At 68.1% G+C, this 23741-nt stretch carries 23 protein-coding genes; 14 read left to right on the forward strand and 9 right to left on the reverse strand.

Features of this window, described 5'->3' with window-relative positions; all coding sequences use genetic code 11:
• Positions 1-3 precede the first annotated feature (3 nt).
• Genes AC07U0_RS04560 through AC07U0_RS04570 form a run of 3 tightly spaced genes read left to right on the forward strand, consistent with a single transcriptional unit; the run spans position 4 to position 1832 of the window.
• Positions 4-834, forward strand: a complete 831-nt coding sequence (locus AC07U0_RS04560) for an AraC family transcriptional regulator (RefSeq protein ID WP_494718831.1) — start codon at positions 4-6, stop codon at positions 832-834.
• Between the two features lie 30 nt (positions 835-864).
• Complete coding sequence (locus AC07U0_RS04565) at positions 865-1335, forward strand: DUF6265 family protein (RefSeq protein WP_494718832.1); 471 nt, start codon at positions 865-867, stop codon at positions 1333-1335.
• Positions 1323-1832: a GNAT family N-acetyltransferase gene (locus tag AC07U0_RS04570; RefSeq protein WP_494718833.1), complete on the forward strand. Its 510-nt coding sequence runs from the start codon at positions 1323-1325 to the stop codon at positions 1830-1832. Before AC07U0_RS04565 ends, AC07U0_RS04570 begins: the two co-directional genes overlap by 13 nt.
• A 3-nt stretch (positions 1833-1835) precedes the next feature.
• Here AC07U0_RS04570 and AC07U0_RS04575 read toward each other — a convergent pair whose 3' ends face one another.
• Both AC07U0_RS04575 and ubiG read right to left on the reverse strand, forming a co-directional pair.
• Complete coding sequence (locus tag AC07U0_RS04575) at positions 1836-2060, reverse strand: hypothetical protein (RefSeq protein ID WP_494718834.1); 225 nt, start codon at positions 2058-2060, stop codon at positions 1836-1838.
• A gap of 122 nt (positions 2061-2182) precedes the next feature.
• Positions 2183-2998, reverse strand: a complete 816-nt coding sequence (gene ubiG, locus AC07U0_RS04580; protein WP_494718835.1) for a bifunctional 2-polyprenyl-6-hydroxyphenol methylase/3-demethylubiquinol 3-O-methyltransferase UbiG — start codon at positions 2996-2998, stop codon at positions 2183-2185.
• 54 nt (positions 2999-3052) lie between these two features.
• Between ubiG and AC07U0_RS04585 the strand changes: the two genes are divergently transcribed.
• The 5 genes from AC07U0_RS04585 (at position 3053) to AC07U0_RS04605 (ending at position 10103) form a co-directional block, all read left to right on the forward strand.
• Positions 3053-4354: an aspartate kinase gene (locus tag AC07U0_RS04585; protein ID WP_494719188.1), complete on the forward strand. Its 1302-nt coding sequence runs from the start codon at positions 3053-3055 to the stop codon at positions 4352-4354.
• Positions 4355-4403: 49 nt separating this feature from the next.
• Positions 4404-6677, forward strand: a complete 2274-nt coding sequence (gene ptsP / locus AC07U0_RS04590; RefSeq protein WP_494718836.1) for a phosphoenolpyruvate--protein phosphotransferase — start codon at positions 4404-4406, stop codon at positions 6675-6677.
• 247 nt (positions 6678-6924) lie between these two features.
• On the forward strand, positions 6925-8070 hold the full coding sequence (locus AC07U0_RS04595) for a helix-turn-helix domain-containing protein (RefSeq protein ID WP_494718837.1): 1146 nt from the start codon (positions 6925-6927) through the stop codon (positions 8068-8070).
• A gap of 66 nt (positions 8071-8136) precedes the next feature.
• The gene (ispG, locus tag AC07U0_RS04600) at positions 8137-9282 is read left to right on the forward strand and encodes a flavodoxin-dependent (E)-4-hydroxy-3-methylbut-2-enyl-diphosphate synthase (protein ID WP_494718838.1); all 1146 of its coding nucleotides are present in this window, start codon (positions 8137-8139) and stop codon (positions 9280-9282) included.
• Between the two features lie 77 nt (positions 9283-9359).
• Positions 9360-10103, forward strand: coding sequence for a hypothetical protein (locus AC07U0_RS04605; RefSeq protein WP_494718839.1), 744 nt, complete (start codon positions 9360-9362; stop codon positions 10101-10103).
• Here AC07U0_RS04605 and AC07U0_RS04610 read toward each other — a convergent pair.
• Both AC07U0_RS04610 and AC07U0_RS04615 read right to left on the reverse strand, forming a co-directional pair.
• On the reverse strand, positions 10073-10849 hold the full coding sequence (locus AC07U0_RS04610; RefSeq protein WP_494718840.1) for a sulfite exporter TauE/SafE family protein: 777 nt from the start codon (positions 10847-10849) through the stop codon (positions 10073-10075). The genes AC07U0_RS04605 and AC07U0_RS04610 overlap by 31 nt on opposite strands.
• Before the next feature lie 140 nt (positions 10850-10989).
• The gene (locus AC07U0_RS04615) at positions 10990-11604 is read right to left on the reverse strand and encodes a response regulator (protein ID WP_494718841.1); all 615 of its coding nucleotides are present in this window, start codon (positions 11602-11604) and stop codon (positions 10990-10992) included.
• A gap of 194 nt (positions 11605-11798) precedes the next feature.
• Here AC07U0_RS04615 and prfA point away from each other — a divergent pair, with 194 nt between their 5' ends.
• The gene (prfA, locus tag AC07U0_RS04620) at positions 11799-12866 is read left to right on the forward strand and encodes a peptide chain release factor 1 (protein ID WP_494718842.1); all 1068 of its coding nucleotides are present in this window, start codon (positions 11799-11801) and stop codon (positions 12864-12866) included.
• Between the two features lie 578 nt (positions 12867-13444).
• Here the strand turns inward: prfA and AC07U0_RS04625 are convergent.
• Both AC07U0_RS04625 and AC07U0_RS04630 read right to left on the reverse strand, forming a co-directional pair.
• Positions 13445-14329: an alpha/beta fold hydrolase gene (locus tag AC07U0_RS04625; protein ID WP_494718843.1), complete on the reverse strand. Its 885-nt coding sequence runs from the start codon at positions 14327-14329 to the stop codon at positions 13445-13447.
• A gap of 70 nt (positions 14330-14399) precedes the next feature.
• Positions 14400-14897 carry a Fur family transcriptional regulator gene (locus tag AC07U0_RS04630; protein WP_494718844.1) on the reverse strand — a complete coding sequence of 166 codons (498 nt, stop codon included), beginning with the start codon at positions 14895-14897 and terminating at the stop codon, positions 14400-14402.
• Positions 14898-15004: 107 nt separating this feature from the next.
• Here AC07U0_RS04630 and AC07U0_RS04635 point away from each other — a divergent pair, with 107 nt between their 5' ends.
• Entirely contained in the window at positions 15005-17056 is a 2052-nt protein-coding gene (locus tag AC07U0_RS04635; RefSeq protein ID WP_494718845.1) for a TonB-dependent receptor, read from the forward strand.
• Positions 17057-17306: 250 nt separating this feature from the next.
• Positions 17307-18098: a SapC family protein gene (locus tag AC07U0_RS04640; protein WP_494718846.1), complete on the forward strand. Its 792-nt coding sequence runs from the start codon at positions 17307-17309 to the stop codon at positions 18096-18098.
• A gap of 165 nt (positions 18099-18263) precedes the next feature.
• On the opposite strand, the gene AC07U0_RS04645 is transcribed toward AC07U0_RS04640, so the two are convergent.
• The 3 genes from AC07U0_RS04645 to phyR all read right to left on the reverse strand — a co-directional run bounded on the left by AC07U0_RS04645 (position 18264) and on the right by phyR (position 20829).
• Positions 18264-18671, reverse strand: coding sequence for an acyl dehydratase (locus AC07U0_RS04645; RefSeq protein WP_494718847.1), 408 nt, complete (start codon positions 18669-18671; stop codon positions 18264-18266).
• Between the two features lie 11 nt (positions 18672-18682).
• Positions 18683-19702 (reverse strand): NADP-dependent oxidoreductase, encoded by a 1020-nt coding sequence (locus AC07U0_RS04650; RefSeq protein ID WP_494718848.1) that lies wholly within the window; start codon positions 19700-19702, stop codon positions 18683-18685.
• 332 nt (positions 19703-20034) lie between these two features.
• Positions 20035-20829: an anti-anti sigma factor/receiver protein PhyR gene (phyR, locus tag AC07U0_RS04655; RefSeq protein ID WP_494718849.1), complete on the reverse strand. Its 795-nt coding sequence runs from the start codon at positions 20827-20829 to the stop codon at positions 20035-20037.
• A gap of 246 nt (positions 20830-21075) precedes the next feature.
• Between phyR and nepR the strand changes: the two genes are divergently transcribed.
• The 3 genes from nepR to phyK are packed head-to-tail and all read left to right on the forward strand — an operon-like array spanning position 21076 to position 23715.
• Positions 21076-21279, forward strand: a complete 204-nt coding sequence (gene nepR, locus AC07U0_RS04660; RefSeq protein ID WP_207869305.1) for an anti-sigma T factor NepR — start codon at positions 21076-21078, stop codon at positions 21277-21279.
• Positions 21276-21896: a sigma-70 family RNA polymerase sigma factor gene (locus AC07U0_RS04665; RefSeq protein WP_492946516.1), complete on the forward strand. Its 621-nt coding sequence runs from the start codon at positions 21276-21278 to the stop codon at positions 21894-21896. The genes nepR and AC07U0_RS04665 overlap by 4 nt, the downstream gene beginning before the upstream one ends.
• A gap of 7 nt (positions 21897-21903) precedes the next feature.
• Positions 21904-23715: a sensor histidine kinase PhyK gene (phyK, locus tag AC07U0_RS04670; protein WP_494718850.1), complete on the forward strand. Its 1812-nt coding sequence runs from the start codon at positions 21904-21906 to the stop codon at positions 23713-23715.
• The last annotated feature ends 26 nt before the right edge of the window (positions 23716-23741 follow it).

Below are 23741 nucleotides of genomic sequence, written 5' to 3' on the forward strand. Positions count from 1 at the left end.
CACATGACCGTGGGGGCGGGTGAAGAGCGATACGCAGAGCACGAACCACCCGCGTCGCTGCGTCCTTTTGTGCGGACGATCTGGACCTATGCCTCGCCGTCACCGTCGGGCGCCGTGCAGCGGATCGCGCCGGACGGCTGTCCCGAGCTGATCCTCGACATCGGCAGCCCCTATGAGGAGGAAGGGCCCGACGGCGTCTTCCGCCTGCAGCCGCCCGCCCTGTTCGCCGGTCAGATGACCCGGCCGCTGGCCCTGCGTCCCGTCGGCCCGATCGAGCTCGTCGCCGTTCGGTTCGAACCTGACGGCGCCCGAGACTGGCTGGGGATGTCGGCCCATCTGGCTGTCGACAAACGTCTGGACATGACTGCGCGCCTGGCCGGGATCACGGCGCCCGCCGGCGATCCGGAGGGGCAGGTCGCGGTCATGGTCGCCCTGCTGGAAGCCGAACGCCTTCGCTCAGGATGGTCCATCGACCCCGAGGTCCGGGCCGAGATCGCCGCGGCCCAGGCCGAACAGCCACCCTTGTCCCGTGGCCCGGCTGAACAGCGCGCCCTGCAGCGCCGCTTCCGCGATCGGGTCGGGATTTCGCCGCGTGAGTTCCGTTCGATCCTGAGGTTCCGCCGCGTCTTCGATCACCTCAACGACCCGGAGGCCGACGCCGTATCATGGCTCGAGGCCGGTCTCGCCGCCGGCTATTTCGACCAGCCGCAGATGGCCCGGGACTTCCAGCGCTACCTCGGCTGCACGGCAACGGGGTGGGCGCGGGATCAGGTCGAGCTGGCGCGGTCCATCGCGTCGCAAACCTACAAGCCCTCACCCCATTCGCCGCTCTAGGGTCGCCTCACACACACGCTGGAGACCGACATGATCCTCTCGACCTTCGCCGCCGCCCTGATCCTGCAATCGAACCCCGTCACCGCCGACCAGCTGTCGTGGATGAGCGGCTACTGGCTGTCCTGCGAGGACGGGCGGGAGGTGTCGGAGACCTGGAGCGATCCGCGCGGCGGCCTGATGCTGGGCACGGCCCTGACAATCGAAGGCGGCAAGCTGACCGGCTTCGAATCCAGTCGCATCTTGCCGGCCTCTCCCGCAGGCGGCGCCGTCTCCTATTTCGCCGGGGTCAACGGCTCCCCGCCGGTCTCCTTCGCCGCGAAGGAAGCCTCGGGAACACGGGTCGTTTTCGAGAACGCAGGCCACGATTTCCCGCAGCGGGTTATCTACGAACGTGACGGCGATGTTCTCAACGCCCGCATCGAGGGCCATATGGGCGACCGCGATCAGCAAATGAGCTGGTCCTACCGCAAGGCCGAACTCAACACCCGATGCCCGACCTGAACACTCTCAAATGGCGGCCGATGACCGAGGCCGATCTCGACGCCGTCGCCGCCATCGCCCTCGTCAGCTTCCCCGACCATTTCGAGGGACGGCCGATGTTCGCCAACCGACTGGCTCTGGCGGCCCAGGGTTGTTTCGTTCTGGCTGAAGGCGAGGGCGAGGCCCTTGGTTACGCCGTCAGCTATCCGTGGCGGATCGACAGCGCCGCGCCGGTGAACAGCCTGATCGAGGCCATCCCCGAGGATGCCGACGTCATCTATCTGCACGACCTCGCCCTGCATCCCGATGCGCGGGGGACGGGGGCGACACGGGCGATCGTGGAGCAACTGGCGGACCAGGCCCGGTCGAGGGGCTGGCCCGCCATCGCGCTCGTCGCGGTCAATGACGCGGTCGGCTTCTGGACAAAGCAGGGCTTCGCGGTGCGCGAGAACGCCGCCGTCCGGACAAAGCTGGCCAGCTACGGCCCGGACGCCCGCTACATGATCCGCAGGCTCTGAAGCCTAGCTGCGATGCCAGCCCTTGCGGGCCATGCATTCGCGGAAGGCGCCTTCGACATGGCGGCCGTGGTTCTCGGCGCGGCACTGGTCGCGCGCGGCGTCGAAGGGCTGGGCATTCTCGCCGTGCCAGGCGAGGTCGCCATCGTCGGTGGCGTCGATGACGGTGACACAGGCCGAGGTCGACAGGGCGACGGCGGCTGCGGCGGCGAGGATCAGAAGGCGTTTCATGGTGGGCTCCGGGGTTTCGATAGCCCCGTCATCCCATCGCTGACATCGGAAAACCCGTTACAACACTGCAAGGTAGGTGAAATCGCGGTAAGCTTCGCCGCGCTCGCTCGTCTCGGGCCTGATCAGTCCCGCGTGGCGATCATCATATAGTTGATGCCGACGTCGTCGCTCTCGCTCCAGGCACCGGTCAGGGGGTTGAGCGCCAGACCGTAGGGACCGCTGACCGCCACCGGCTCCTGCGACAGCATCAACCGGATTTCGTCGGGCTTGAGGAACTGACGCCAGTCGTGGGTCCCGGCGGGCACCCAGCGCAGGACGTATTCCGCCGCGAACTTGCCGAGCAGCAGCCCCTTCAGGGTGCGGTTCAGGGTGGCGACGATCATCATTCCGCCGGGCGCCACCAGCCGCGAACAGGCGCGGACGAAGGCCTCCGGATCGGCGACGTGCTCGATCACCTCCATGGTCAAGACCACGTCGAAGGGCCCTGCGCCTTCCGCCTCCATCTGTTCGACCGTCGCGGCGCGATAGCGGATGGGCAGGCCTTGCGGTTCCGCATGGGCGCGGGCGGTGCCGATGTTTTCGGACGAGGCGTCGATGGCGGTGACGTCGAAACCCATGCGCGACATGGGTTCGGCCAGCAGCCCGCCGCCGCAGCCGACGTCGATCAGGCTGAGGCCGGTGAACGGCGCCCGCTCGCGTGTATTCCGGCCAAAGCGTTCGGCGACCCGGTCGCGCACGAAGGCCAGACGGCTGGGATTGAATTTGTGCAGCGGCGCGAAGGGGCCACGGGCGTCCCACCAGAGCTCCGCCTGGGCCGAGAAGCGCGCCACGTCAGCCGGATCGATCGACGGACCGGAGGCCTGCTGATCGTCGACGCCAGAAAAAGCCGCGCCGCTTTGGGGTTTCACGAGGGTTCCGGTGTCGTTAGAAGCGGCCATCCCGGTGGCATGAACCGCCGGACGATTTCACGCAAGATGGGGGTGACCGCCAGGATGACGCGGCCCGAGACCACACGATCTGACTCTTCGGCTCCAGCCTCGCGGCTGGTGATGAAATTCGGCGGCACCTCCATGGGCGACCTGGAGCGGATCCGCCGCGCCGCGCGCATCGTCGCCGCCGAGGTCAAATCGGGCAAACAGGTCGCCGTGGTCGTCTCGGCCATGGCGGGCAAGACCAATGAGCTGGTCGCCTGGACCGACGGCGCGGGTCCGGCCGCGCAGGGCCTGCCGCTGTCCGACGACGAATATGACGTCGTGGTCGCCTCGGGCGAACAGGTCACCGCCGGCCTTCTCGCGATCACCCTGCGCAACATGGGCCTGAACGCCCGCACCTGGATGGGCTGGCAGATCCCGATCATCACCGACGATTCCCACAGCCGCGCCCGCATTGAGGACGTGCCGGGCGAGGTGCTGGGCGGCGCCATGGATCTGGGCGAGATCGCCGTGATCCCGGGCTTCCAGGGCGTCACGGCCGGCGGCCGGATCACCACCCTGGGCCGAGGGGGCTCGGACACCTCGGCGGTGGCGGTGGCGGCGGCGCTGGAATGCCCGTGCGACATCTACACCGACGTGGACGGCGTCTATACGACCGACCCGCGCATCGAGAAGAAGGCCACCAAGCTGAACCGGGTCTCGTACGAAGAGATGCTGGAGATGGCGTCCCTGGGCGCCAAGGTGCTCCAGACCCGGTCGGTCGAACTGGCCATGGCCAAACAGGTCCCCGTGCGGGTCCTGTCGAGCTTCGTCGAACCCGACGAAAACGGAAATCTGCCGGTGGGAGCCGGCACCCTGATCTGTGACGAGGAAGACATCGTGGAAAAGCGCATCGTATCGGGCGTGACCGTCAGCCGCGACGAGGCCCGCATCACCCTGCTGGGCCTGGCGGATCGCACCGACGCCCCGGCGGACGTCTTCACCCGCCTGGCCGAAGCCAATGTGAACGTGGACATGATCGTCCAGTCCCAGGCGCGCACCGCCGGCGGGGTCAATCTGACCTTCACCACGGGCCGTCGCGACGCCGTCCGGGCCGAGGAACTGATGACCGCCGCCAAGGGCGAGATCCAGTTTGAGGAAATCCGCGTCGACGCCGATGTGGCCAAGGTCTCGGTCATCGGGGTCGGGATGCGCAGCCACGCGGGTGTCGCCCAGACCATGTTCCGGGCCCTCGCCGACAAGGGCGTGAAGTTCCAGGCCATCTCCACCTCCGAGATCAAGATCAGTGTCCTGATCGAAGACGCCTATGCGGAACTGGCCGTTCGTGCACTTCATTCGGCATACGGACTGGATGCGCTATAGATAGCGTCACAGTAGCTCCCTATCTGGGGAGCATGGGACGGGAGGGCGGATGCCTATAGGCGGCGGATTGACGACGAGGGGGCCTCGCAACCTCCTGCGCCAGATCCGTGAGGCCATGGCCGGCGCGGCCCCGGCCCAGGAACGGCTGGACCGCGTCGTGCGCACCATCGCCCAGTCGATGGTCGCCGAGGTCTGTTCGATCTATCTGCGCCGCGCCTCTGGCGAGCTGGAGCTGTTCGCCACCGAGGGCCTGAACCGCGAGGCCGTGCACAACACCCGTCTGAGGCCCGGCGAGGGTCTGGTCGGCGAGGTGGCGCGCATGGCCCAGCCGATCAGCCTGTCGGACGCGCCGTCGCACCCCAGCTTCGCCTATCGTCCGGAAACCGGCGAAGACCCCTATCACGCCTTCCTCGGCGCCCCCCTGCTGCGCGGCGGCCGGGCCATCGGGGTTCTGGTCGTCCAGAACCGCGCCGAGCGCCGCTACGATCCCGACGAAGTCGAGGACATCCAGACCATCGCCATGGTCCTGGCCGAGACCGTGGCCTCGGGCGAGCTGCTGGGTCAGGAAGAGCTGCGCGACGTCGAGGTCGCCCCGCACCGTCCCGAACGGCTGAAGGGCCAGAAATTCGCGGAAGGCCTGGCCTTCGGTCACGTCATCCTGCACGAGGCGCCGCTGGCGCCCGAGAAGCTGCTGTCCTCTGACCCCGTGCTGGAGGAAATGACCCTGAACCGGGGTCTGGCCGATCTGAAGGCCGGCATCGACGCCATGCTGGAGGGTGGTCAGGGCAAGCTGGCCGGCCAGTCGTTCGAGGTTCTGGAAACCTACCGGATGTTCGCCGACGACCGGGGCTGGAACCGGTCTCTGGTCGAGGCCGTGCGTTCGGGCCTGACCGCCGAGGCCGCCGTCGACCGCGTCCGCAACGAACACCGCGCCCGCTTCGCCAAGGCCCGCGACCCCTACATCAAGGAACGGCTGCACGACTTCGAGGACCTGGCCAACCGGCTGCTGCGGGTTCTGGCCGGCGACAATCCGGGCCAGCGCGAACTGCCCGACGACGCCATTCTGGTGGCCCGGAATCTCGGCCCCGCCGACCTGCTGGAATATCCGCGCGAGACCCTGAAGGGCCTGCTGCTCGAAGAAGGCTCGGCGGCCAGTCACGCGGCCATCGTGGCGCGGGCCCTGGGCATCCCCTGCGTCGGCCGTCTGATGGGTCTGCGCGACCGGCTCAGCGAAGGCGATCTCGTCATCGTCGACGGCGAGACGGGCGAGGCCCATCTGCGGCCCCGGCCGGACATGCTCGACTCGGTCCAGTCGCGCATCGCGCTTCGCGACCAGCGTCAGGCCGAGTTCGCCAAGCTGCGCGACGTCCCCGCCGTGACCACCGACGGGACGCGCATCTCGCTGCTGACCAACGCCGGTCTGGCCGTGGATCTGGAGAACCTCGACGAGACGGGCGCCGAGGGCATCGGCCTGTTCCGCACCGAGTTCCAGTTCATGGTCTCCGAGGAGCTGCCCCGTCTGGACAGCCAGACGGCCCTCTACAAGCTGGTGCTGGACGCCGCCGGCGACCGGCCCGTGACCTTCCGCACCCTCGACATCGGCGGCGACAAGGTCCTGCCGTACATGGAGACGACCGAGCGGGAGGAGAATCCGGCGCTCGGCCGTCGCGCCATCCGCCTCGGTCTGGACCGCCCTTCCCTGCTGCGGCTGCAACTGCGCGCTCTGCTGGCCGCCGGAGCCGGTCGCGAGCTGCGCGTCATGTTCCCGATGATCGCCACGGTCGACGAGTTCCGCGCCGCGCGTGAACTGGTCGACGTCGAATGCGACTGGGCCCGGCGGCGCGGCCGCCCCCTGCCCGCCCTGCTGCGCGTCGGCGCCATGATCGAATGCCCGTCGGTGCTCTGGCACCTCGACGCGCTCCTGCCCCTGACCGACTTTGTCTCGGTCGGGTCCAACGACCTGTTCCAGTATATGTACGCCGCCGACCGGACCAATCCGCTGGTCTCGGATCGGTACGACCCCCTGTCGCCCCCTGCGCTCAGGGCTCTGCAGTCGATCCAGAAGGCCTGCGCCGACACCGGCACGCCTGTGTCCGTGTGCGGAGAATTGGCCGGCAAGCCGCTGGAGGCCTTCGCCCTGCTAACGCTGGGCTTCACCCGGCTGTCGGCCCCGGCGGGCGGGGTGGGGCCGGTCAAGCGAATGATCCTGTCGGCCGATCTGGTCGCGGGCAAGCGGGGCATGACCAGCCTTCTGGGCAGCTCCGCCGGATCGATCCGTAACGAGATCGAAAGTCTGGCGCGAAAGTTGAACGTGGTGGTCTGACGCGTCCCGTCCTGGTGCAATTTCCTCGAATTCGCGTTTGAGGAGTGCGCGCCACACCTGCCGGGCGAGTGGCCGTCATGCTTAACAGAGCGTTGAACGACCGGCTGAAATGCGATATCCAGACAGCGACGAAAAACGATCTCCGGGGGGAGCTCAGAGCAACGAGACCAATGTGGTATCGTTCGCGTCTTGGTCGAGTACGGCGCATGATCGGCATCCCGCAGTTCCGGGGTACGACGCGCCGAGTATGGGGTCAGCCTTCATGGCGCTGGATACGGGGAATGTCCCCGATGAGTTTCGGTCACATCCGGACTGGAAGGACCCTGTGCCCTCCATCGTCGACGCCGCGACTCTGGGCGCCGGACTGCGCGCCACCCGCGAGGCCTCGGGCCGTTCGCTGGCCGAACTGTCGGTCGTCACCCGTGTCCACACCCGCTACCTGATCGCCCTCGAAGAAGGCGACTTCTCGGCCTTGCCGTCGCGCGTCTTCGCCATCGGCTATGTCCGCGCCTATGCCGAGGCCCTGGGCCTGGACGAGCAGCTGGCCGTCGAACGCTTCAAGCGTGAAAGCCCGGACGGTTCGGTGCCGCTGCAGGCGCCGGTCGGCGTCGCCTTCCAGGACGTGCGCCGGTATTCGCCGCGCGTCATCGCCGCCGTGGCCGCCATCGCCGTCGCGGTCATCGGCTGGAACGTGTTCCAGCGCGTCAACATGCTGCGGGCGCCCCAACCGTCGGACATCGCCTCCGTGCCCGAGAGCTGGACCCTGGGTGACGTGCCCGGCCAGCACGCCGTCAGCATCGGCGCGCCCCACCCGGCCCCGCCGGACCAGACCACGCCCGCCCTCTATGTCACGCCCGGCCTCGAGGCCCAGCTGACCGGCATCGACCCGACCGATCTTGAAGCCGTCGCGGCCGCCGCCGCCGCCAAGGCCCCGCCGGTCCAGGCCGCTTTCAACCCGCGCGGCGCCATCTACGGCGCGGCCGCCACCGCCTCCCAGGTCGTGCTGCAGGCGCGCAAGGCCGCCGCCTTGGTCGTCCGCATGAGCGACGGTCGCGTCCTGTTCGCCCGCCAGCTGGCCGCCGGCGAGAGCTGGCGCGCCCCGACGGGCGTCGCCGCCACCGTCGACGTCTCCGATCCGACCGCCTTCGACGTCTACCTGAACGGCGAGCACGGGGGCGGTCTCGCCGCCGTCCTGACCCCGCTGAGTCAGCTGAACCAGCGCGCCGAACAGCTGGCCCGCCAGACGGCCTCGGAAGTCGCAGCCCAGGCCGCCGCGGCCCAGCGCGCCGCCGATCAGGCCGCCGCCCGGACCGCCACCCAGGCGGGTCAGGTGATCCAGGCCAATGCCGTCACGGCCCAACAGGGCTTCAACGCAGCGGTCGCGCCTCAGTAGAGGGGTCCGCGAAAGTGTGCGCCCGTCATGGCCATGCCACGATGAAGCGCCTATCTTGCGCCTGACATGAGCGACCATTCGCATATCCGTCCCTGGCGCCACATCGAGCGCCGCAAGAGCCGCCAGATCATGGTGGGGTCCGTCGCCGTGGGCGGCGATGCGCCCATCAGCGTCCAGTCGATGACCAACACCCTGACCTCGGACGCCAATGCGACCATCGGTCAGATCCGTGAGCTGGAAGAGGCCGGCGCTGACATCGTCCGCGTCTCCTGCCCCGACGAGGACTCCACGGCCGCCTTCAAGACCATCGCCAGGGCGGCGAAGGTCCCGCTCGTGGCCGACATCCATTTCCACTACAAGCGCGGCATTGAAGCGGCCGAGGCGGGCGCCGCCTGCCTGCGCATCAATCCGGGCAACATCGGCAACGCCCAGCGCGTCCGCGACGTCATCCAGGCTGCCAAGGACTACGGCTGCTCCATGCGCATCGGCGTCAACGCCGGCTCGCTGGAGAAGGAGCTGCTGGAAAAATACGGCGAGCCCTGCCCCGACGCCATGGTCGAGTCCGCGCTCAACCACGCCCGCATCCTGCAGGACCACGACTTCCACGAGTTCAAGATTTCAGTGAAGGCGTCCGATCCCTTCCTGACGGTCGCCGCCTATCAGCAGCTGGCCGAGGCCATCGACTGCCCCCTGCACCTCGGCGTCACCGAGGCGGGTCCGCTGCGCACCGGCACGATCAAGTCGTCCATCGGTATGGGCAATATGCTCTGGGCCGGGATCGGCGACACCATCCGGGTCTCGCTGGCCGCCGATCCGGTCGAGGAGATCAAGGTCGGTTTCGACATCCTCAAGTCGCTCGGCCTGCGCCACCGGGGCGTCAACATCATCGCCTGCCCGTCGTGCGCCCGTCAGGGCTTCAACGTCATCGAGACGGTCGGCGTGCTGGAAGAGAAGCTGGCCCACATCTCGACCGCCATGTCGCTGTCGATCATCGGCTGTGTCGTGAACGGCCCGGGCGAAGCCCTCTACACCGACGTCGGCTTCACCGGCGGCGGCAAGGGCTCGGGCATGGTCTATCTGAACGGCAAGATCGCCCACAAACTCGACAATGCGAAGATGGTCGACGAGATCGTCGAGCTGGTCGAGGCCAAGGCCGCCGAACTGGACGCCGCCCGCGCGGCCCAGGACGCGGCCCGCGTCGCGGCGGAGTAGAATATACCGCCACAAGGCGACACTTTTCCCGAGCACCAGGCTGGACGACCGGACTCGCGGCTGTGTAGAAACCCCGCTTGTTCGTACCTCCCCCGATCTTCTTTTTCCACAACCCCAAAGCAGGCGGCACCTCGGTGGCCGCATGGCTGCGCGCGAGCTATGGCCTCCATAGCGGGGCGCCCCTGATCGTGAACGATACCGCCGCCCATGCGGCTCTCGGCGGCCGATATGAAGCCTTCAGAGGGTTCGCCTTCTACTCGGGGCACTATGGCCGGGACATCTTCGAGGCCGTCCGGGACGGGCATCAGACGGTGACCAATTTCCGTGATCCGGTGCGGCGCCTCGTATCGCTCTACAACTATTTCCGCTTCGCTGTGCCCGATTCGGAGACAGTGCGGACTCATCCCGCTTTCGGCTGTGTTCGCGCCGCGAAGGCCCTGGGCATCGAAGCCTTTCTGCTGAGCGACGAGCCGGCGGTGACGCTCTACACCCGCAATTACCATGTGCGCCAACTGACCTGGTCAGGCTTCGAGGACCGGGCTGACCTCGGCGCCGCCAAGGCCCTGGTCGAGAGCATGCCCTGGTTCTTTGTGGCGGAGGATGCTGAAGCCTCCCTGATCCGCGCGGCCGAATGGCTGGGGCGACCCGTCCCGCCCATCGAGCGGCTCAATCAGACACCGGCACATGGCGAACGGGTCGAGCAGCTGTCATCCGCGTTTGAAGAGGCCGTTCGCGATCGCAACGCCCTGGATTGTGCGCTCTACGACCATGCGATCGCGCTGGTGCGACCTCAGATCACCTTGAACAGCCGCAGGGCCTGATAGCCGGCGGACAGCAGAACCACCGCGCCGACGCCGTAGGTCAGGACCTGGCGCGGGGCGATGCGGGCGATGACCCCGGCCAGAGGCGCGGCGATCAGGCCACCAACGATCAGGCCCGCGACGGCGGTCGCATGGCTGGCGATGCCCTCGGCCTGATCCCAATGACCGGTCAGGAGGGCGGCGAGGAAGGTCGCGGAGATGGCGGCCGTGACGAAGAATTCGGCGGTGTTGGTGGTGCCGATCGAGATGCGCGGATCCTGACCCGAGCCAACCATGGTGGTGGTGACCGTCGGGCCCCAGCCGCCGCCGCCGATGGCGTCGAAGAAGCCGCCGACCAGACCCAGAGGCGCGGAGAATTTCACCGGAAACACCCGCTCGCGGGTCTTCCTGGTCGCCCGCCAGATGATGACCAGACCCATGATCGACAGATAGGCGGTGATCCAGGGCTTGAGGATATCGCCGTCGACGCTGGTCAGGACGAAGGCGCCGACAATGCCGCCGACCACGCCCCCGGCGGCGAGCGGCAGGAACAGCTTCCAGTTCACGTTCTTGTTGGCGGAGTGAGAGGCCGCCGAAGCCGCGGTCGTGAACACCTCGGCGGCGTGGACGCTGGCCGAGGCCGTTGCCGGCGGCACGCCGAAGGCCAGCAGCACCGTCGAGGAAATGACGCCATAGGCCATGCCCAGAGCGCCATCGACGCATTGCGCGAGGAAGCCGACCGCGAGGAAGAGCAGGAAATCTTGCATGGGGCGGGCGGGCTCTGACTGAAGCTGAACGAGGGGCTTTTCGATCTTCTCCGACGGGCGTCGAAGTCGGTAAAGCGACAAATCCTAGCTGCGGGGGCGAGTATTTCTCCCGGCCCCTTCATGACGCCTGGTGAGGACGCCTAATGGGCGGTCACCCGCGTGATCGCTTCCAGCACCTGGGCGCCGGTGTAGGGTTTGAGCACAAGGGCCTCGGCCAGATCGGCGTTGCGGGCGGCGGCGCCGATGTCACCCGTCAGGAACAGGGACGGCAGACCCCAACGGTCCTTCAGGGCTCGCGCGAGCTCGATCCCGGTGACTTCTCCGGAGAGATTGATGTCCAGCAGGGCCAGATCGACGAGGTGAAGCGCGGCCGCAGCCTCGGCCGCCTCGGCGTTCTGGAAGGGGCCGACCACGCTGTGCCCCGCCTCCACGAGGGTGAAAGTCAGGTCGGCGGCGGTCTCCGGATCGTCCTCGACCAGAAGCAGGGTCAGGGGTTCCGGCGTGGTCGTGGCGACCTTGGGACGGGGCGTCTGACGCACCAGCACACCGCGCAGATCCGACCAGATTTCGACGTCGGTCCGCTGGAGATCGAGGTCGTAGATACCGGCCATGGCCCTGAGCTCGGCCGAGGCCGCCTCGGACAGCCCGCCTTCGCCGACCTGTTCCAGCAAACGGTCGTACAGGGCGCAGAGGCGCTCGACCGCTTCGTAGGCGTCAGCAGTGGCGGCATTCGAAGGGGGAGGACGATCGAACATGGGGGTCTCCGGACTGAACAGCTCGACCGGACCTAAGGCGCGAAGCCGGGATTGGTAACCGGCCCTGACGGGATCGTGACGTCCGATCACAACCACGCCAGCGCGCGGTTCGGCCGCATCCGACGCGGATTCCTCGACATTACAGCGCCTCCCGGAGTAAGACCGCGCCTCCTCACAGAACAGGCGACCTCCCCTTGCGACTGCCCCAGGCCCGGCTCGATCAGGTGCTCGACCGCTTCCATCAGGTGGAGGCGCGCATGGGCGCGGCCACCGACGGTCAGGAGATCGTGCGCCTGTCGAAAGAGCACGCCGAGATGAAGCCGGTCGCCGACGCCGTTCAGGCGCTGGCGAAGGTGCGGGCCGAGATCGGGGATCTGGCGGCGATGGCCGAGGATCCGGAGATGGCCGCCATGGCCGCCGACGAACTGGACGCCCTGAACGCCCGCCTGCCGGAGATGGAGCGCGACGTCGCCCTGCTGCTGGCCCCGCGCGACGCCGACGAGAACGCCTCGGCCGTGCTGGAAGTCCGCGCCGGCACCGGGGGGGACGAGGCCGCCATCTTCGCCGGCGACCTGTTCCGGATGTATTCGCGCTACGCCTCCAACCGCGGCTGGCGGGTCGAGCTGGACTCGGCGACCGAGGGCGACGCCGGGGGCTACAAGGAAATCATCGCCACGGTCACCGGCGACGGCGTCTTCGGCCGGCTCAAGTTCGAGAGCGGCGTCCACCGCGTCCAGCGCGTCCCGGCGACGGAAACCCAGGGCCGCATCCACACCTCGGCCGCCACGGTCGCCGTCCTGCCCGAGGTCGAGGACGTCGAGATCGAGATCCACGACAAGGACATCCGCATCGACACCTTCCGCGCCTCGGGCTCGGGCGGCCAGCACGTCAACAAGACCGATTCCGCCGTGCGCATCACCCACTTCCCGACCGGGATCGTGGTGACCTCGTCTGAGAAGTCGCAGCACGTCAACCGCGACAAGGCGATGAAGAACCTGCGCGTCCGCCTTTACGACATGCAGCGTCAGATGAAGGACAATGCCCGCTCCGACGCCCGCAAGTCCCAGGTCGGTTCGGGCGACCGCTCCGAGCGCATCCGCACCTACAACTATCCGCAGGGGCGGGTTTCGGACCACCGCATCAACCTGACCCTGCACAGCCTGCCGCAGATCATGGAGGGGGACATCGATCCCCTGCTGAACGCCCTGATCGCCGAGGACCAGGCCGCAAGGCTGGCGGATCTCGAGGCCGAGTTCAGCTGAAGAACCCTTCTCCCCTTACGGGAGAAGGATGAGCGTCATCGCCCTCACGCGCGGGTGCGCTGAAGCTGTCGGGGAAGCGGCGGAGCACGGGCGATCTCGCCCGGATACCGTTGACGACGGTCCTCGCGGATCGCCGCCTCTAGTGTGGAGTTTCGGCGTGGTCGCCCGGGCTCCGCTCGACCGGTTCTCGCAAGCGCCGCGGTGGAGGGAAGCTCTTCAGCCGGGAGCGGCGGGGGTCCCATTTGCCCGCCGCCTCAGGTTCACCCGGTTCGTCCCCATTCCGCCGGCTCAGCCCACGACAGGCGAAGAAGGCCGGGAGCCCTCTCCGGACCCGGGGCTCTCCATGCCCCGGCAACCCCGCGATCGACCCCGCCGCACGTCCGGCTCCCGGGCCCGGGACGCCTTCCCCTCGCGACGGGACAGGGGAGATTATACGGCGGGTTTGGGGTGTGCCGGGTCGAACGGGTCGAGAAAGGCGGAAAGCCGGGCGGGGCCTGGGCCTGGGGAGCCGGATTGTGATGGCTGGGCGGATCAGGCGCCCATAAACCCTCCCCCACCCGGGGGAAGGATCAGTTGCCCTAGACCGCCGCTTCGAACAGGGCGTCGCGGACGATGTCGGACTTCAGCATCGGGAAGAAGTGGTTGCTGTCGGGGACGGTCTCGACGGTCAGCTGACGGCGGGGATCCGTGCCGATGCGGCAGGTCGAGTCCCGTTCGGCTTTCAGGATGCGCACCGGTCGTTGCAGGCGGATCAGGGCCTTCCAGGCGTCGTGCGACTGGGCCGCATAGTTGGACGCCTCCCATTCGGGCGCGCAGGCCAGGGTGAACCCCTGATCGGTCTCGATCAGACCGTCGGAAATGTAGTCGGCCAGCATCATCTCGGGCCAGCCCTTGAAGGCGCCGCGTCCGCGATAGGCGACCAGGGCCTGTTCGCGGCTGTCGAACAGCCGCCGGCGACGCAGCGCGCCCTGAACAATGGGAATGCGCCGGGGCAGGGTGCGCAGGAGCGGAAACTGGAAGGCCCGCACCCAGGCGTGGGTCCAGATCACCGGATCGAACAGGACGAGGCCCGAGACCTGATCGCGCCGCTCGGCCGCGGCCAGCAGGCTGGAGGTGCCGCCCATGGAATGGCCGGACAGGATCACCGGCGGGCCGTCGATGGCGTCGATCACGGCGGTCAGGTCGTCGCGATGGTCGGCCCAGCTCCAGCGCCCCTCGGTCGGGGTGGGCAGGGTGGTGCGCCCATGCCCGCGCAGGTCGGGCGCCCAGATCCTGAGCGAGGCCGACAGGGGCGCCAGCAGGGTGCGATAGGTGGCGGCGTTGAAGCCGTTGGCGTGGACGAAGACCAGATCGACCGGCCGCTTCGGATCGCCGAAGTCCATCACCGACATCTCGCCCGCGCCCCAGCGGTTGTTCACCGGCACGGACAGGCGGCGGGGCGGGGTCAGAAGGGCGGCGTCCATGCCCCTCAAGGTAGGGGGCCGGACCGGCATTGGCCAGTAAGGCCGAACCCGGTCTTTCGTCTCAGGGACCTTATGCCGCGACCCGGCAGGCGGGACAGCGGCCGTGGCCCTCGATTGTGGTGCGTTCGATGGCGTAGCCGGCGGCGTCGGCGGCGATGGAGAAGGTCTGGCCCGAGGGGGCGAGGACCTCTTCGGTGGCGCCGCAGCAGTCGCAGATCAAAAAAGCCGCCGCATGAGGAAGCGCCTCGGCGTCATTGCCGGCGGTGCAGGCCACATAGGCGCTGATCGAGGCGATGCGGTGCGCCATCCCCTTGCGCTCGAGAAACTCGAGCGCGCGATAGACGGTCGGGGGCTTGGCGGCCTGACCGTCTTCGCCGTAGCGGGCGATCAGATCATAGGCCTTCACCGGCTCCCCGGCCGCCAGCAGCAGCTCCAGCACCCGGCGACGCGGCGCGGTCATCCGCTCGCCCTCGGCGACACAGCGGCCCTCGGCGGCGTCCAGCGCGCGCACGACCGCATCGGCGCCGGGCCGGTCGTGGTGGTGGTCGTGACCGCAGGATGAGCTCATGCGGATACAGCTAAGGGGTGAAAGGCCGCGCCGCAACCGGATCGGGCTTGACGATATGTGATGTTATCTCATAACACTTCGCCGTCTCCCCGACGCCGAGGTCCCTTATGCGTAGAAACTCCGCCCGTTCCACCCGCGCCCTGCTGCTCGCCTTCACCGGCTGGGCCGCCCTCGCCGGCGCCGCCGCCGCCCAGTCGAAGCCGGCTCCGACCGACAATGCCGACACGGTCGACGACGTGGTCGTCACCGCCTCGCCCTACGGCGTCAGCCAGCGCGCCTCGACCATCGCCACCGAGGTGCTGGACGAACAGGCCCTGGCCGTCGCCCCGGCCCAGTCGCTGGGCGACATGCTGGCCGGCCAGCCGGGCCTGCGCTCGACCGGCTTCGCCCCCGGCGCCAGCCGTCCGGTGATCCGGGGCCTGTCCGGCCCGCGGGTTCAGGTCCTGACCAACGGCATCGGCATGATCGACGCCTCCTCGGTCTCGCCCGACCACGCGGTCGCCACCGACCCGGCCGAGGCCAGTCGTATCGAGGTCGTGCGCGGCCCCTCGACCCTGATGTACGGCGGCTCGGCCATCGGCGGTGTGGTCAACATCATCGACAGCCGCATCCCGACCGAAGTCCCGACGGGCGGCCTGTCGGGCGTCATCTCGACCCAGGCGTCGACCGTCGATGACGGCAGGTCGATCTTCACCCGCCTGACCGCCGGGACCGGCCGTTTCGCCTTCAACATCGACGGCGTGCGGCGCACGACCGACGACTACGACATCCCGTCGCCCGCCCGTTCGGCCCGTCTGGCGGCCGAGGACGGCGATCCGCGGGGCCCCGGCGGATCGCAGCCCAACTCCTATACCGACCTCAAGGCCTGGGGCGTCGGCGGCGCATACATCGCCGACAGGGGCTATTTCGGCGTCTCCTACAAGGACACCGACAGCGAATACGGCACGGTCGCCGAGCCGACCGTCTTCATCCAACTGCACCAGACGCGCGAGGACGTACGCGGCGAGTACAATTTCGACACCGGTCCGTTCAAGACGGTCCGCGCCAACTACGGCCATGCCGAATACACCCACACCGAGTTCGAGGACGCCGACACCCCCGGCACCATCTTCAACTCCGACGGTCAGGAAGGCCGTATCGACCTGGTCCAGCGCCCCCGCTCGCTCGGCGGCGGCACCTGGAACGGCGCCATCGGCGCCCAGGGCCTGTCGCGCACCTTCGAGGCCATCGGCGAGGAAGCCTTCGTCCCGACCACGGACATCAAGGAGGGCGGGATCTATACCGTCCAGCGTCTGGATCTCGGCCAGTACGGCTTCGAGGGCGGGCTGCGCTACGACCGCCACACGGTCTCGGCCGTCCCACTGGGCGACACGGTCGAGCTGGAGCGTGACTTCAACAACGTCTCGGCCTCGATCGCGGGCTTCCTGCGCCCGGCCCCCGGCCTGTTCCTGGGTCTGAGCCTGGCGCACAACGAGCGGGCGCCGTCCGAGGTCGAGCTGTTCGCCGACGGCCTGCACATCGCCACCGCCGCCTATGAGACCGGCGACCGGACCCTCGACACCGAGAAGGTCAATACGCTCGAGGGCACGGTCCACTATGACGCCGGCCGCATCTCCGGCGACCTGCACGTCTATGGCTCGAAATACGACGGCTTCATCGACGAACGGCCGACGGGCGCGACCTTCACCGCTGATGGCGAGGACTTCCCGGTCTATCAATTCGTCCAGACCGACGCGACCTTCTACGGCTTCGAGGCCGAGGGCTCCTACGCCCTGTGGGAGAGCGGTACGCGCAAACTGGCTCTGGAAGGCTCGGCCGACTACGTCCATGCCGAGACGGACCTCGGTCCGGCGGCGCGCATTCCGCCGTGGTCGGTGACCGGCCGTCTGGCCTGGACCTCCACCCCGTTCGACGCCTCGGTCGAGGTGCGCCACGTCGCCGAACAGGACCGGGTCGCCGACCTGGAGCTGCCGACGGACGAGTACACCCTGCTCAACCTGGCCGCCGCCTGGCGTCCGCTGACCGACCGCAACGTCACCGTTTTTGCCGAGGCGAAGAACCTGACCGACGAGGAAGCCCGCGAACACGCCTCCTTCCTCAAGGACATCGCCCCGATGCCGGGCCGCAACTTCCGCATCGGGGTGGCCTACCGGTTCTAGGCGCTACCGCTCGCGCTTGAGCGCGTCGCATCCTCCCGGATGCGACGCGCGACGAGACGGAGGGGCTCTTGAGGCAGATTCGGTTCCCCCCTCCGGATCGTGGCGCCTCAGGACCCCCTCCACCCCTTCGGGGTCACCCTCCCCGTCGCAAGCGCGGCGGGGAGGGTTCGCGTTCAAGGCCACGTTTGCCGCCGACGCCGGGTTCCGCTAGAAGGCGCGACTTTCCGTTATTTCAGAGACCCTGGCGTCCATGACCGACACCCTCCAAACCGAAGGCCAACTGGCCGGGACCGTCCTGTTCTATTCGAAGCCCGAGCCGCTGTCGGCCGAGCTGCACGGCTCGCTGGGCGCCAATCCGGTCGACAAGCCTTATGCCTTCGTGGCCCAGACCCACGTCGTGCCGCTGACCGTGACCGAGTTCGCTCCGGCGGCCCTGTCCTACCCGGTCGTCTTCCTGGGCGACACCAAACAGCCGGTCGCCGTCATGGGCCTGCGCCAGGGCGAAAACCTGTATGTCGACGCCACCGGCGAGTTCAAGGCCGAGGCCTATATCCCCGCCTACGCCCGCCGCTATCCGTTCGTCTTCGCCAATGACGAAGTCCAGAACCGCATGATCCTGTGCGTCGACCGCGCCGCGGACTTCATCGTCGAAGGCGGCCAGGTGCCCCTGTTCGAGAACGGCCAGCCGAGCCAGTACGTCAGCCAGGCGATGGAGTTCTGCAACAATTTCGAACAGGAGCGTCAGCGCACCGACAGCTTCATCGGCCTGCTCAACGAGCTGGACCTGTTCCACACCCGCGAGGCGATCTTCACGCCGCGCGACGAGAACGGCAATCCGGGCGAGCCCCAGAAGCTGGCCGACTATTTCGCCGTTTCGGAAGACAAGCTGAAGGCCCTGCCGGCCGAGAAGCTGGCCGAGCTGCGCGACAACGGCGCCTTGGGCCAGATCTACGCCCACCTGGTGTCGCTGCTGGGCTGGGACCGCCTGATCGCCCTGGCCTTCCAGCGCGCCGCCCAGATGGAAACGGCCGCCAACGCTTAAGTCGCGCAGCGACTTAAGCTTCTTTCCTGGCGCTACCGCCCGTTCGGGCTACTTGAGGCCGGAAACAGATCAGCCCCGTCGGTTCGCCCGGCGGGGCTTTTTGTTTGAATAGCGTGCGTATCCCGGGCTCAAGTAGCGCGACCGCGCGGTAGCCCCCGCGACGCGTCAGCGGCGCACAAAAAGAGCGCGCGTCAAACAGCCGAAGACAAGGCGGCCGCCTTCGTCGAGCAGGTCGTGCTGGGCGATGACGATGCCTTTTTCATCGCCGACCGGGTCCTTGCCCATGACCGTCATACGGCCGCGCAACAGCTCGCCCGGCGGCGGATTGCGCATGAAGCGCAGCCCGTCGACGGCGAGGACCTTGGTCTGCGCCCAGCCCGAGGCCTTCTCGGCCGCCAGCCGCGACCACAGGGCGTAGACCATGGCGTCAGGCGCGCCATAGGCGACGTCCCAGCCCGGCGCGAACCGCTCGGCGAAAGCCTCCACGCCCGCCTCATCCACGGCGATGGCCCCAAGCTGGAGCACCTGACCGTTCTCGAGATCCTCGAAATGGAGGTGAAGGCTTTCGCTCATGGTCTGATTTCCTAGCCGGCCGGCTCTTCCGAAACGCGCACCAGAAGCTTGCCGTCGTGATCTCCGGTGAACAAGCGGTTCAAGGAGGTCAAGGCGCCTTCGAGGCCGCTGTCGACGTGGACCTTCCATTTCACCTTGCCCTCGGCCAGCCAGGGACCGAGTTCGGCGACCATCTCCTTCGCCCGGGGCGAATAGTCCATGACGAGGAAGCCCTGCATGGTCATGCGGTGGGTGATCAGACGGCTGAGGTCCGGCGAGGGCGGCCGCTTCGTCGCATTATAGGCCGAGACCATGCCGCAGACGGCCATGCGGGCGTGCAGGTTCAGCCGGTTCCATACCGCCACCATGATGTCGCCGCCGACGTTCTCGAAATTCAGATCGACGCCGTTCGGGGCCAGACGGTCCAGGGCCTCGCCGACGTCCTCGTTCTTGTAGTCGATGGCGGCGTCGAACCCGAGGTCGTCGACCAGCCAGCGGCATTTGTCGGGACCGCCGGCGATGCCGATGACATGGGCGCCGCGCCGTTTGGCGATCTGGCCGGCGATCGAACCGACGGCGCCCGCCGCCGCCGAAATGACCATGACCTGGCCGGGCTCGGGCCTGAGCACATCGGTGACGCCGAAGTATGCGGTCATCCCGGTCATCCCCATGACCGACATATTGGCCGTCAGCGGAAGGCCGGGCGCGCGGTGCACGCGCGAGGCCCCGGCATCGGGCACGACGCCATAGTCGGCCCAGCCGCCCATGGCCGTGGTGACCAGATCGCCGACCTTGTATTTCTGCGACTTCGTCTCCTCGACGACACCCAGGGTCAGGCCGCGCATGACTTCGCCCAGACCCACCGGCGGCAGATAGCCGACCGCGTCGTTCATCCAGGTGCGGTTGGTGGGATCCAGCGAGAGATAGATGGTGCGCACGAGGATATCGCCGTCCTTGAGCGCGGGCGTCGGGCTCTCGACCAGCTCGAGGTCCCCGTCCTTGATCAGGCCCTGCGGTCGCTGCCGCAGGATCCACTGACGATTCATCGGCATCGAAGGCTCTCCCGGGATGGTTTCTTTTCAGAACCCATTCTGGCCCCTCGGGCGGCGGTGTCGAGGGGACCCGGCGTCGCGCGCAAAGAAAAAGGGCGGACCGTGAGGTCCGCCCTGAATAGTGGCATCATCGAGAATGAGGCGCGGAGGCGACAGACCGGCTAGGCCGGTCTCAAGTCGGGGGGGCGTCGCCGCCTCCGCATCCTGATAACGACGACTCTTCAATCGCGTTCCGTGTGGAGCGAGATTTTTCTCCGCTCCGGCGAACCGGCCAGACAAAAGGCCGCCGGACGCGAGTCCGGCGGCCTTCCGATGGCGGCTTCCAGAAATCCTTACGCGGCTTCCTTGCGGCGCGAGGGGTGGAAGAACAGGGCCTGGCTGATCGCGGCCTTCACCGTTTCCGGCTGGAAGGGCTTGGTGATCAGGAAGGTCGGCTCCGGGCGTTCGCCGGTCAGCAGGCGCTCGGGGAAGGCGGTGATGAAGATCACCGGCACGTCAAACCGCTTCAGGATGTCCTTGACCGCATCGATGCCCGACGAGCCGTCGGCCAGCTGGATGTCGGCCAGGACCAGACCCGGACGGTGGCGGGCGACGGCGTCGACGGCTTCGTCATGGGTGGTCGCCGTGGCGGTGACGTTGTGGCCCAGTTCGCGGACCAGGCTTTCGATGTCGGCCGAGATGATGGCCTCGTCCTCGATGATCAGGACGTCGGTGGCCAGTTCGGCGTCGATCTCGGCCTGGGCCTCACCGATCAGCCGCTCGACGTCATGGACATCGGCCGACAGGATCTGGGCGGCCTCCGAAGGCGTGAAACCTTCGAGCGCGGTCAGGAGGAAGGCCTGACGCGAGCGCGGGGCGATGCGCATCAGGCGGCGCGAGGCGTCGTCGCGGCCTTCGAGACCGCTCTGGTCTTCCAGCTGGGCGCCGGTCGAGGACCAGATGGCGTGGAACACCTGATAGAGGGCGACCCGCGGGGTCATTTCGGTCGACAGCTGGCGCTCGCCGGCGGCCAGGGCCTCAAGGGCGACGCGAACATAGTTGTCGCCGGTCGCCTGATCGCCGGTCAGGGCGCGCGCGTAGCGGCGGACGTAGGGCAGGTGCGGCGCAAGTCTGGCCAGAAGGCTCATCTCAGAAAATTCCCCGACATAACAAGGTGACACGCCAAAGACCCCAAGGCGGACCCGGGCGCGTGACCAGCTCCAAACGTATCATCACCGCCACGGTTCCATCCGCGACCGACAACCTTGACCATATTTTTGCATCTATAACCGGAACCGTGTCCGTTGGCCGACGTTGTCCGGTTCCATAATGACGTCGATCGCAAAGATCGGCGCGTCCTTGAATGCGTGCAACGGGTGGCGGCCTAATTGTCCATGATCGATACTCCTGACTCCTCCCGGCGCAAGGCCGCTCCCACAGGCGAGGCCGGGCTGGAAGAAGCCCGCCTGCGTCAGCAGGCCATCGGCGTGAAGCTGCGCCATATGTTCGACGAGGTGGTCAACGAGCCCATCCCCGACGAATTCCTCGCCATTCTGCGGCGCGCCGACGACAATGCGGGCGAAAAGGGCGGCGAATGAGCGTGTCCTCCTCGCGGCCGCCCGCGCCGCCCAAACCGCCTTCGGCCGATGACGCCGGATTCAAGCGTGAGCTGGTCACCCTGATCCCGCATCTGCGCGCCTTCGCCCGGACCCTGACCGGCGATCCGACCGCGGCCGACGACCTGGCCCAGGACGCCATGATGAAGGCCTGGGACGCCCGTGCCAGCTATCAGATGGGCACGAACATGAAGGCCTGGACCTTCATGATCCTGCGCAACCAGTTCTATTCCGAGAAGCGCCGGTCCTGGCGTCAGTCGCAGCTGGATCAGGAAGCCGCCGAACGAACCCTGGTCGCTGTCGACGATCCCGAGGCGCCCGTCGCCCTGGACGAACTGCGCATGGCCCTGAACACCCTGCCCGAGGAACAGCGCGAAGCCCTGATCCTCGTCGGCGCCGGCGGCTTCGCCTACGAAGAGGCGGCGGAGATCTGCCAGTGCGCGGTCGGGACGGTGAAGAGCCGCGTCAGTCGCGCCCGCCGGGCCCTGCTGGCCACGCTGGAGCGCGGCGGCTACGCCCGCGACGGCAAGGCGGCCGGTGACGCCATGCGGTCCATCCTGGCCGACGCGGATCGTCTGAGCGGCGCCAGGCAGGTCTGAGCCCGTGGTGCGTATCGGCCACTCCCTGGGCCGCTCTCTTGGACGCGACCTGAAAAGGCGTTTCACTCTCAAGTCCCGTTCGGGCTCGCGGCGGTTCCAGAGCATTCGCTTTCGGCTGGGCGTGGCCATGGCCATCGCCCTGCTGCCGATTCTGGTGCTGGGCGCGATCCAGACCCAGGCCGACTTCCGCGACCAGGCCGCCGACCGTCGCTCGGACCTGCAGCTGGCGGCCGCCCGCGCCGCGGCCACGACCAAGGCCCGGCTGGACAGCACCACCATCCTGCTCGAGGCGCTCGGTCCCGAGGCGACCGGTCCGAATTGCGGCCCGCGGCTCGGCGCCCTGATCGAGCGGCTGGACGACTATGAGGCCCTGTACCGGATGGCCTCGACCGGGGACATTCTCTGTTCCTCGCGCCCGCCTCTTCCCACGACGACCTCGGCGACGGTCAGGGCCCGTCCCTGGTTCCAGCGTGTGGCCGCGGGAGAAGCGCTGGTCGTCCAGCGGTCGGCCTCGACGACGGCGCCGCGCCCCGGTCTGGTCGTGGCCTCGCGCATCGAACGGCCTCTGGGACGGTTCGACGGCGCCATGGTCGCGGTCATTCCGCTGGATCGGCTGCAGCCTGACGTCACCGACCCCGCCCTGCCCAAGGGCGCCCAGGCGGCCCTGACCGACGCCCAGGGCCATGTCCTGACCGCCACCGACGTCCGCGCCTTCCGCCTGAAGGGCGATCGCACCCTGGAAGGCTGGGTCGAGCGCGCCCGCAATGACGAGACCGCCCTGTTCGAGGCCGACGACAGCCTCGGTCAGCACCGGGTCTATGCCGGCGCCGCCCTGGCGGGCCGCGACGTCTATGTCCTTCTTTCGGCCCCCGCGCCGGGCCTGCTGTCCTGGGCCCAGTTGAACCCGATCGGCTCGATCCTCCTGCCCTTCGCCGCCTGGCTGGCCGCCTTCGCCGCCGTCATGCTGGTGACCGAGCGGGTGGTCATCCGCTGGCTCGACTATCTGGAGCGGATCGCCGCCATCTATGCGCGCGGCCGGTTCTCGGTGCGCCCGGTCCAGGCCGCCAACGCTCCTTCGGAAATCCGCCTTCTCGCCCAGACCCTGGACGAGCTGGCCGAGAACATCACCACCCGCGACGGCATGCTGACCGAGAGCCTGACGGAAAAGGACGCGCTGATGCGCGAGATCCACCACCGGGTGAAGAACAATCTGCAGATCATCTCGTCCCTGCTGTCGATGCAGCAGCGGGCCCTGACCGACGCTCCGGCCAAAGCGGCGCTGGGCGACACACGTCAGCGGATCTCGGCTCTGGCCCTGATCTACCGCACCCTCTACCAGTCCGAGAACATCCGCTATGCCGACGCCCGCGAGTTCCTGAACGAGCTGGTCGGCCAGCTGGTCGCCGCCGAGGCCATGCGAGGCCCCATGGTGTCGTCGTCGGTGGAGGCCGACAGTCTGGTGGTCGATCCGGACAAGCTGGCGCCCCTTGCCCTCTGGCTGGTCGAGGCCGTCTCCAACGCCCAGAAGCATGCCTTCGCCGGGCGCGGCGGCGAGCTCAAGGTCCGCTTCAAGGTCGACGGCGACAAGAGCGTGCTGGAGGTCCAGGACGACGGTCCGGGCCCCGATCAGGCCGCGGTCACCGCCGGGGTCGGACGCACCCTGATGGGCGCCTTCGCCAAACAGTTGAGAGGCGAGGCCGAAATCCTTCGTGGCCCGAACGGCGGCACGATCGCCCGCATGGTCTTCGCCACACCCGAGGCCGTGGTGCCGACGGACATCGCCGATCTGGTCGGAACCGCCAAGCCTTCGTCGCGTTGATCCGGCACACCCGGCGCGATGTCCGC

It is taken from the genome of Brevundimonas sp. GW821-FHT02A10 (assembly GCF_059422025.1).

What these genes read in the sequence shown, in the direction of transcription:
- AC07U0_RS04560 (WP_494718831.1), top strand. Translation starts at nt 4, where the DNA reads ATGACCGTGGGGGCGGGTGAAGAGCGATACGCAGAGCACGAACCACCC.
- AC07U0_RS04565 (WP_494718832.1), top strand. Translation starts at nt 865, where the DNA reads ATGATCCTCTCGACCTTCGCCGCCGCCCTGATCCTGCAATCGAACCCC.
- AC07U0_RS04570 (WP_494718833.1), top strand. Translation starts at nt 1,323, where the DNA reads ATGCCCGACCTGAACACTCTCAAATGGCGGCCGATGACCGAGGCCGAT.
- AC07U0_RS04575 (WP_494718834.1), bottom strand. Translation starts at nt 2,060, where the DNA reads ATGAAACGCCTTCTGATCCTCGCCGCCGCAGCCGCCGTCGCCCTGTCG.
- ubiG (WP_494718835.1), bottom strand. Translation starts at nt 2,998, where the DNA reads ATGGCCGCTTCTAACGACACCGGAACCCTCGTGAAACCCCAAAGCGGC.
- AC07U0_RS04585 (WP_494719188.1), top strand. Translation starts at nt 3,053, where the DNA reads ATGACGCGGCCCGAGACCACACGATCTGACTCTTCGGCTCCAGCCTCG.
- ptsP (WP_494718836.1), top strand. Translation starts at nt 4,404, where the DNA reads ATGCCTATAGGCGGCGGATTGACGACGAGGGGGCCTCGCAACCTCCTG.
- AC07U0_RS04595 (WP_494718837.1), top strand. Translation starts at nt 6,925, where the DNA reads ATGGGGTCAGCCTTCATGGCGCTGGATACGGGGAATGTCCCCGATGAG.
- ispG (WP_494718838.1), top strand. Translation starts at nt 8,137, where the DNA reads ATGAGCGACCATTCGCATATCCGTCCCTGGCGCCACATCGAGCGCCGC.
- AC07U0_RS04610 (WP_494718840.1), bottom strand. Translation starts at nt 10,849, where the DNA reads ATGCAAGATTTCCTGCTCTTCCTCGCGGTCGGCTTCCTCGCGCAATGC.
- AC07U0_RS04615 (WP_494718841.1), bottom strand. Translation starts at nt 11,604, where the DNA reads ATGTTCGATCGTCCTCCCCCTTCGAATGCCGCCACTGCTGACGCCTAC.
- AC07U0_RS04625 (WP_494718843.1), bottom strand. Translation starts at nt 14,329, where the DNA reads ATGGACGCCGCCCTTCTGACCCCGCCCCGCCGCCTGTCCGTGCCGGTG.
- AC07U0_RS04630 (WP_494718844.1), bottom strand. Translation starts at nt 14,897, where the DNA reads ATGAGCTCATCCTGCGGTCACGACCACCACCACGACCGGCCCGGCGCC.
- AC07U0_RS04635 (WP_494718845.1), top strand. Translation starts at nt 15,005, where the DNA reads ATGCGTAGAAACTCCGCCCGTTCCACCCGCGCCCTGCTGCTCGCCTTC.
- AC07U0_RS04640 (WP_494718846.1), top strand. Translation starts at nt 17,307, where the DNA reads ATGACCGACACCCTCCAAACCGAAGGCCAACTGGCCGGGACCGTCCTG.
- AC07U0_RS04645 (WP_494718847.1), bottom strand. Translation starts at nt 18,671, where the DNA reads ATGAGCGAAAGCCTTCACCTCCATTTCGAGGATCTCGAGAACGGTCAG.
- AC07U0_RS04650 (WP_494718848.1), bottom strand. Translation starts at nt 19,702, where the DNA reads ATGCCGATGAATCGTCAGTGGATCCTGCGGCAGCGACCGCAGGGCCTG.
- phyR (WP_494718849.1), bottom strand. Translation starts at nt 20,829, where the DNA reads ATGAGCCTTCTGGCCAGACTTGCGCCGCACCTGCCCTACGTCCGCCGC.
- nepR (WP_207869305.1), top strand. Translation starts at nt 21,076, where the DNA reads ATGATCGATACTCCTGACTCCTCCCGGCGCAAGGCCGCTCCCACAGGC.
- AC07U0_RS04665 (WP_492946516.1), top strand. Translation starts at nt 21,276, where the DNA reads ATGAGCGTGTCCTCCTCGCGGCCGCCCGCGCCGCCCAAACCGCCTTCG.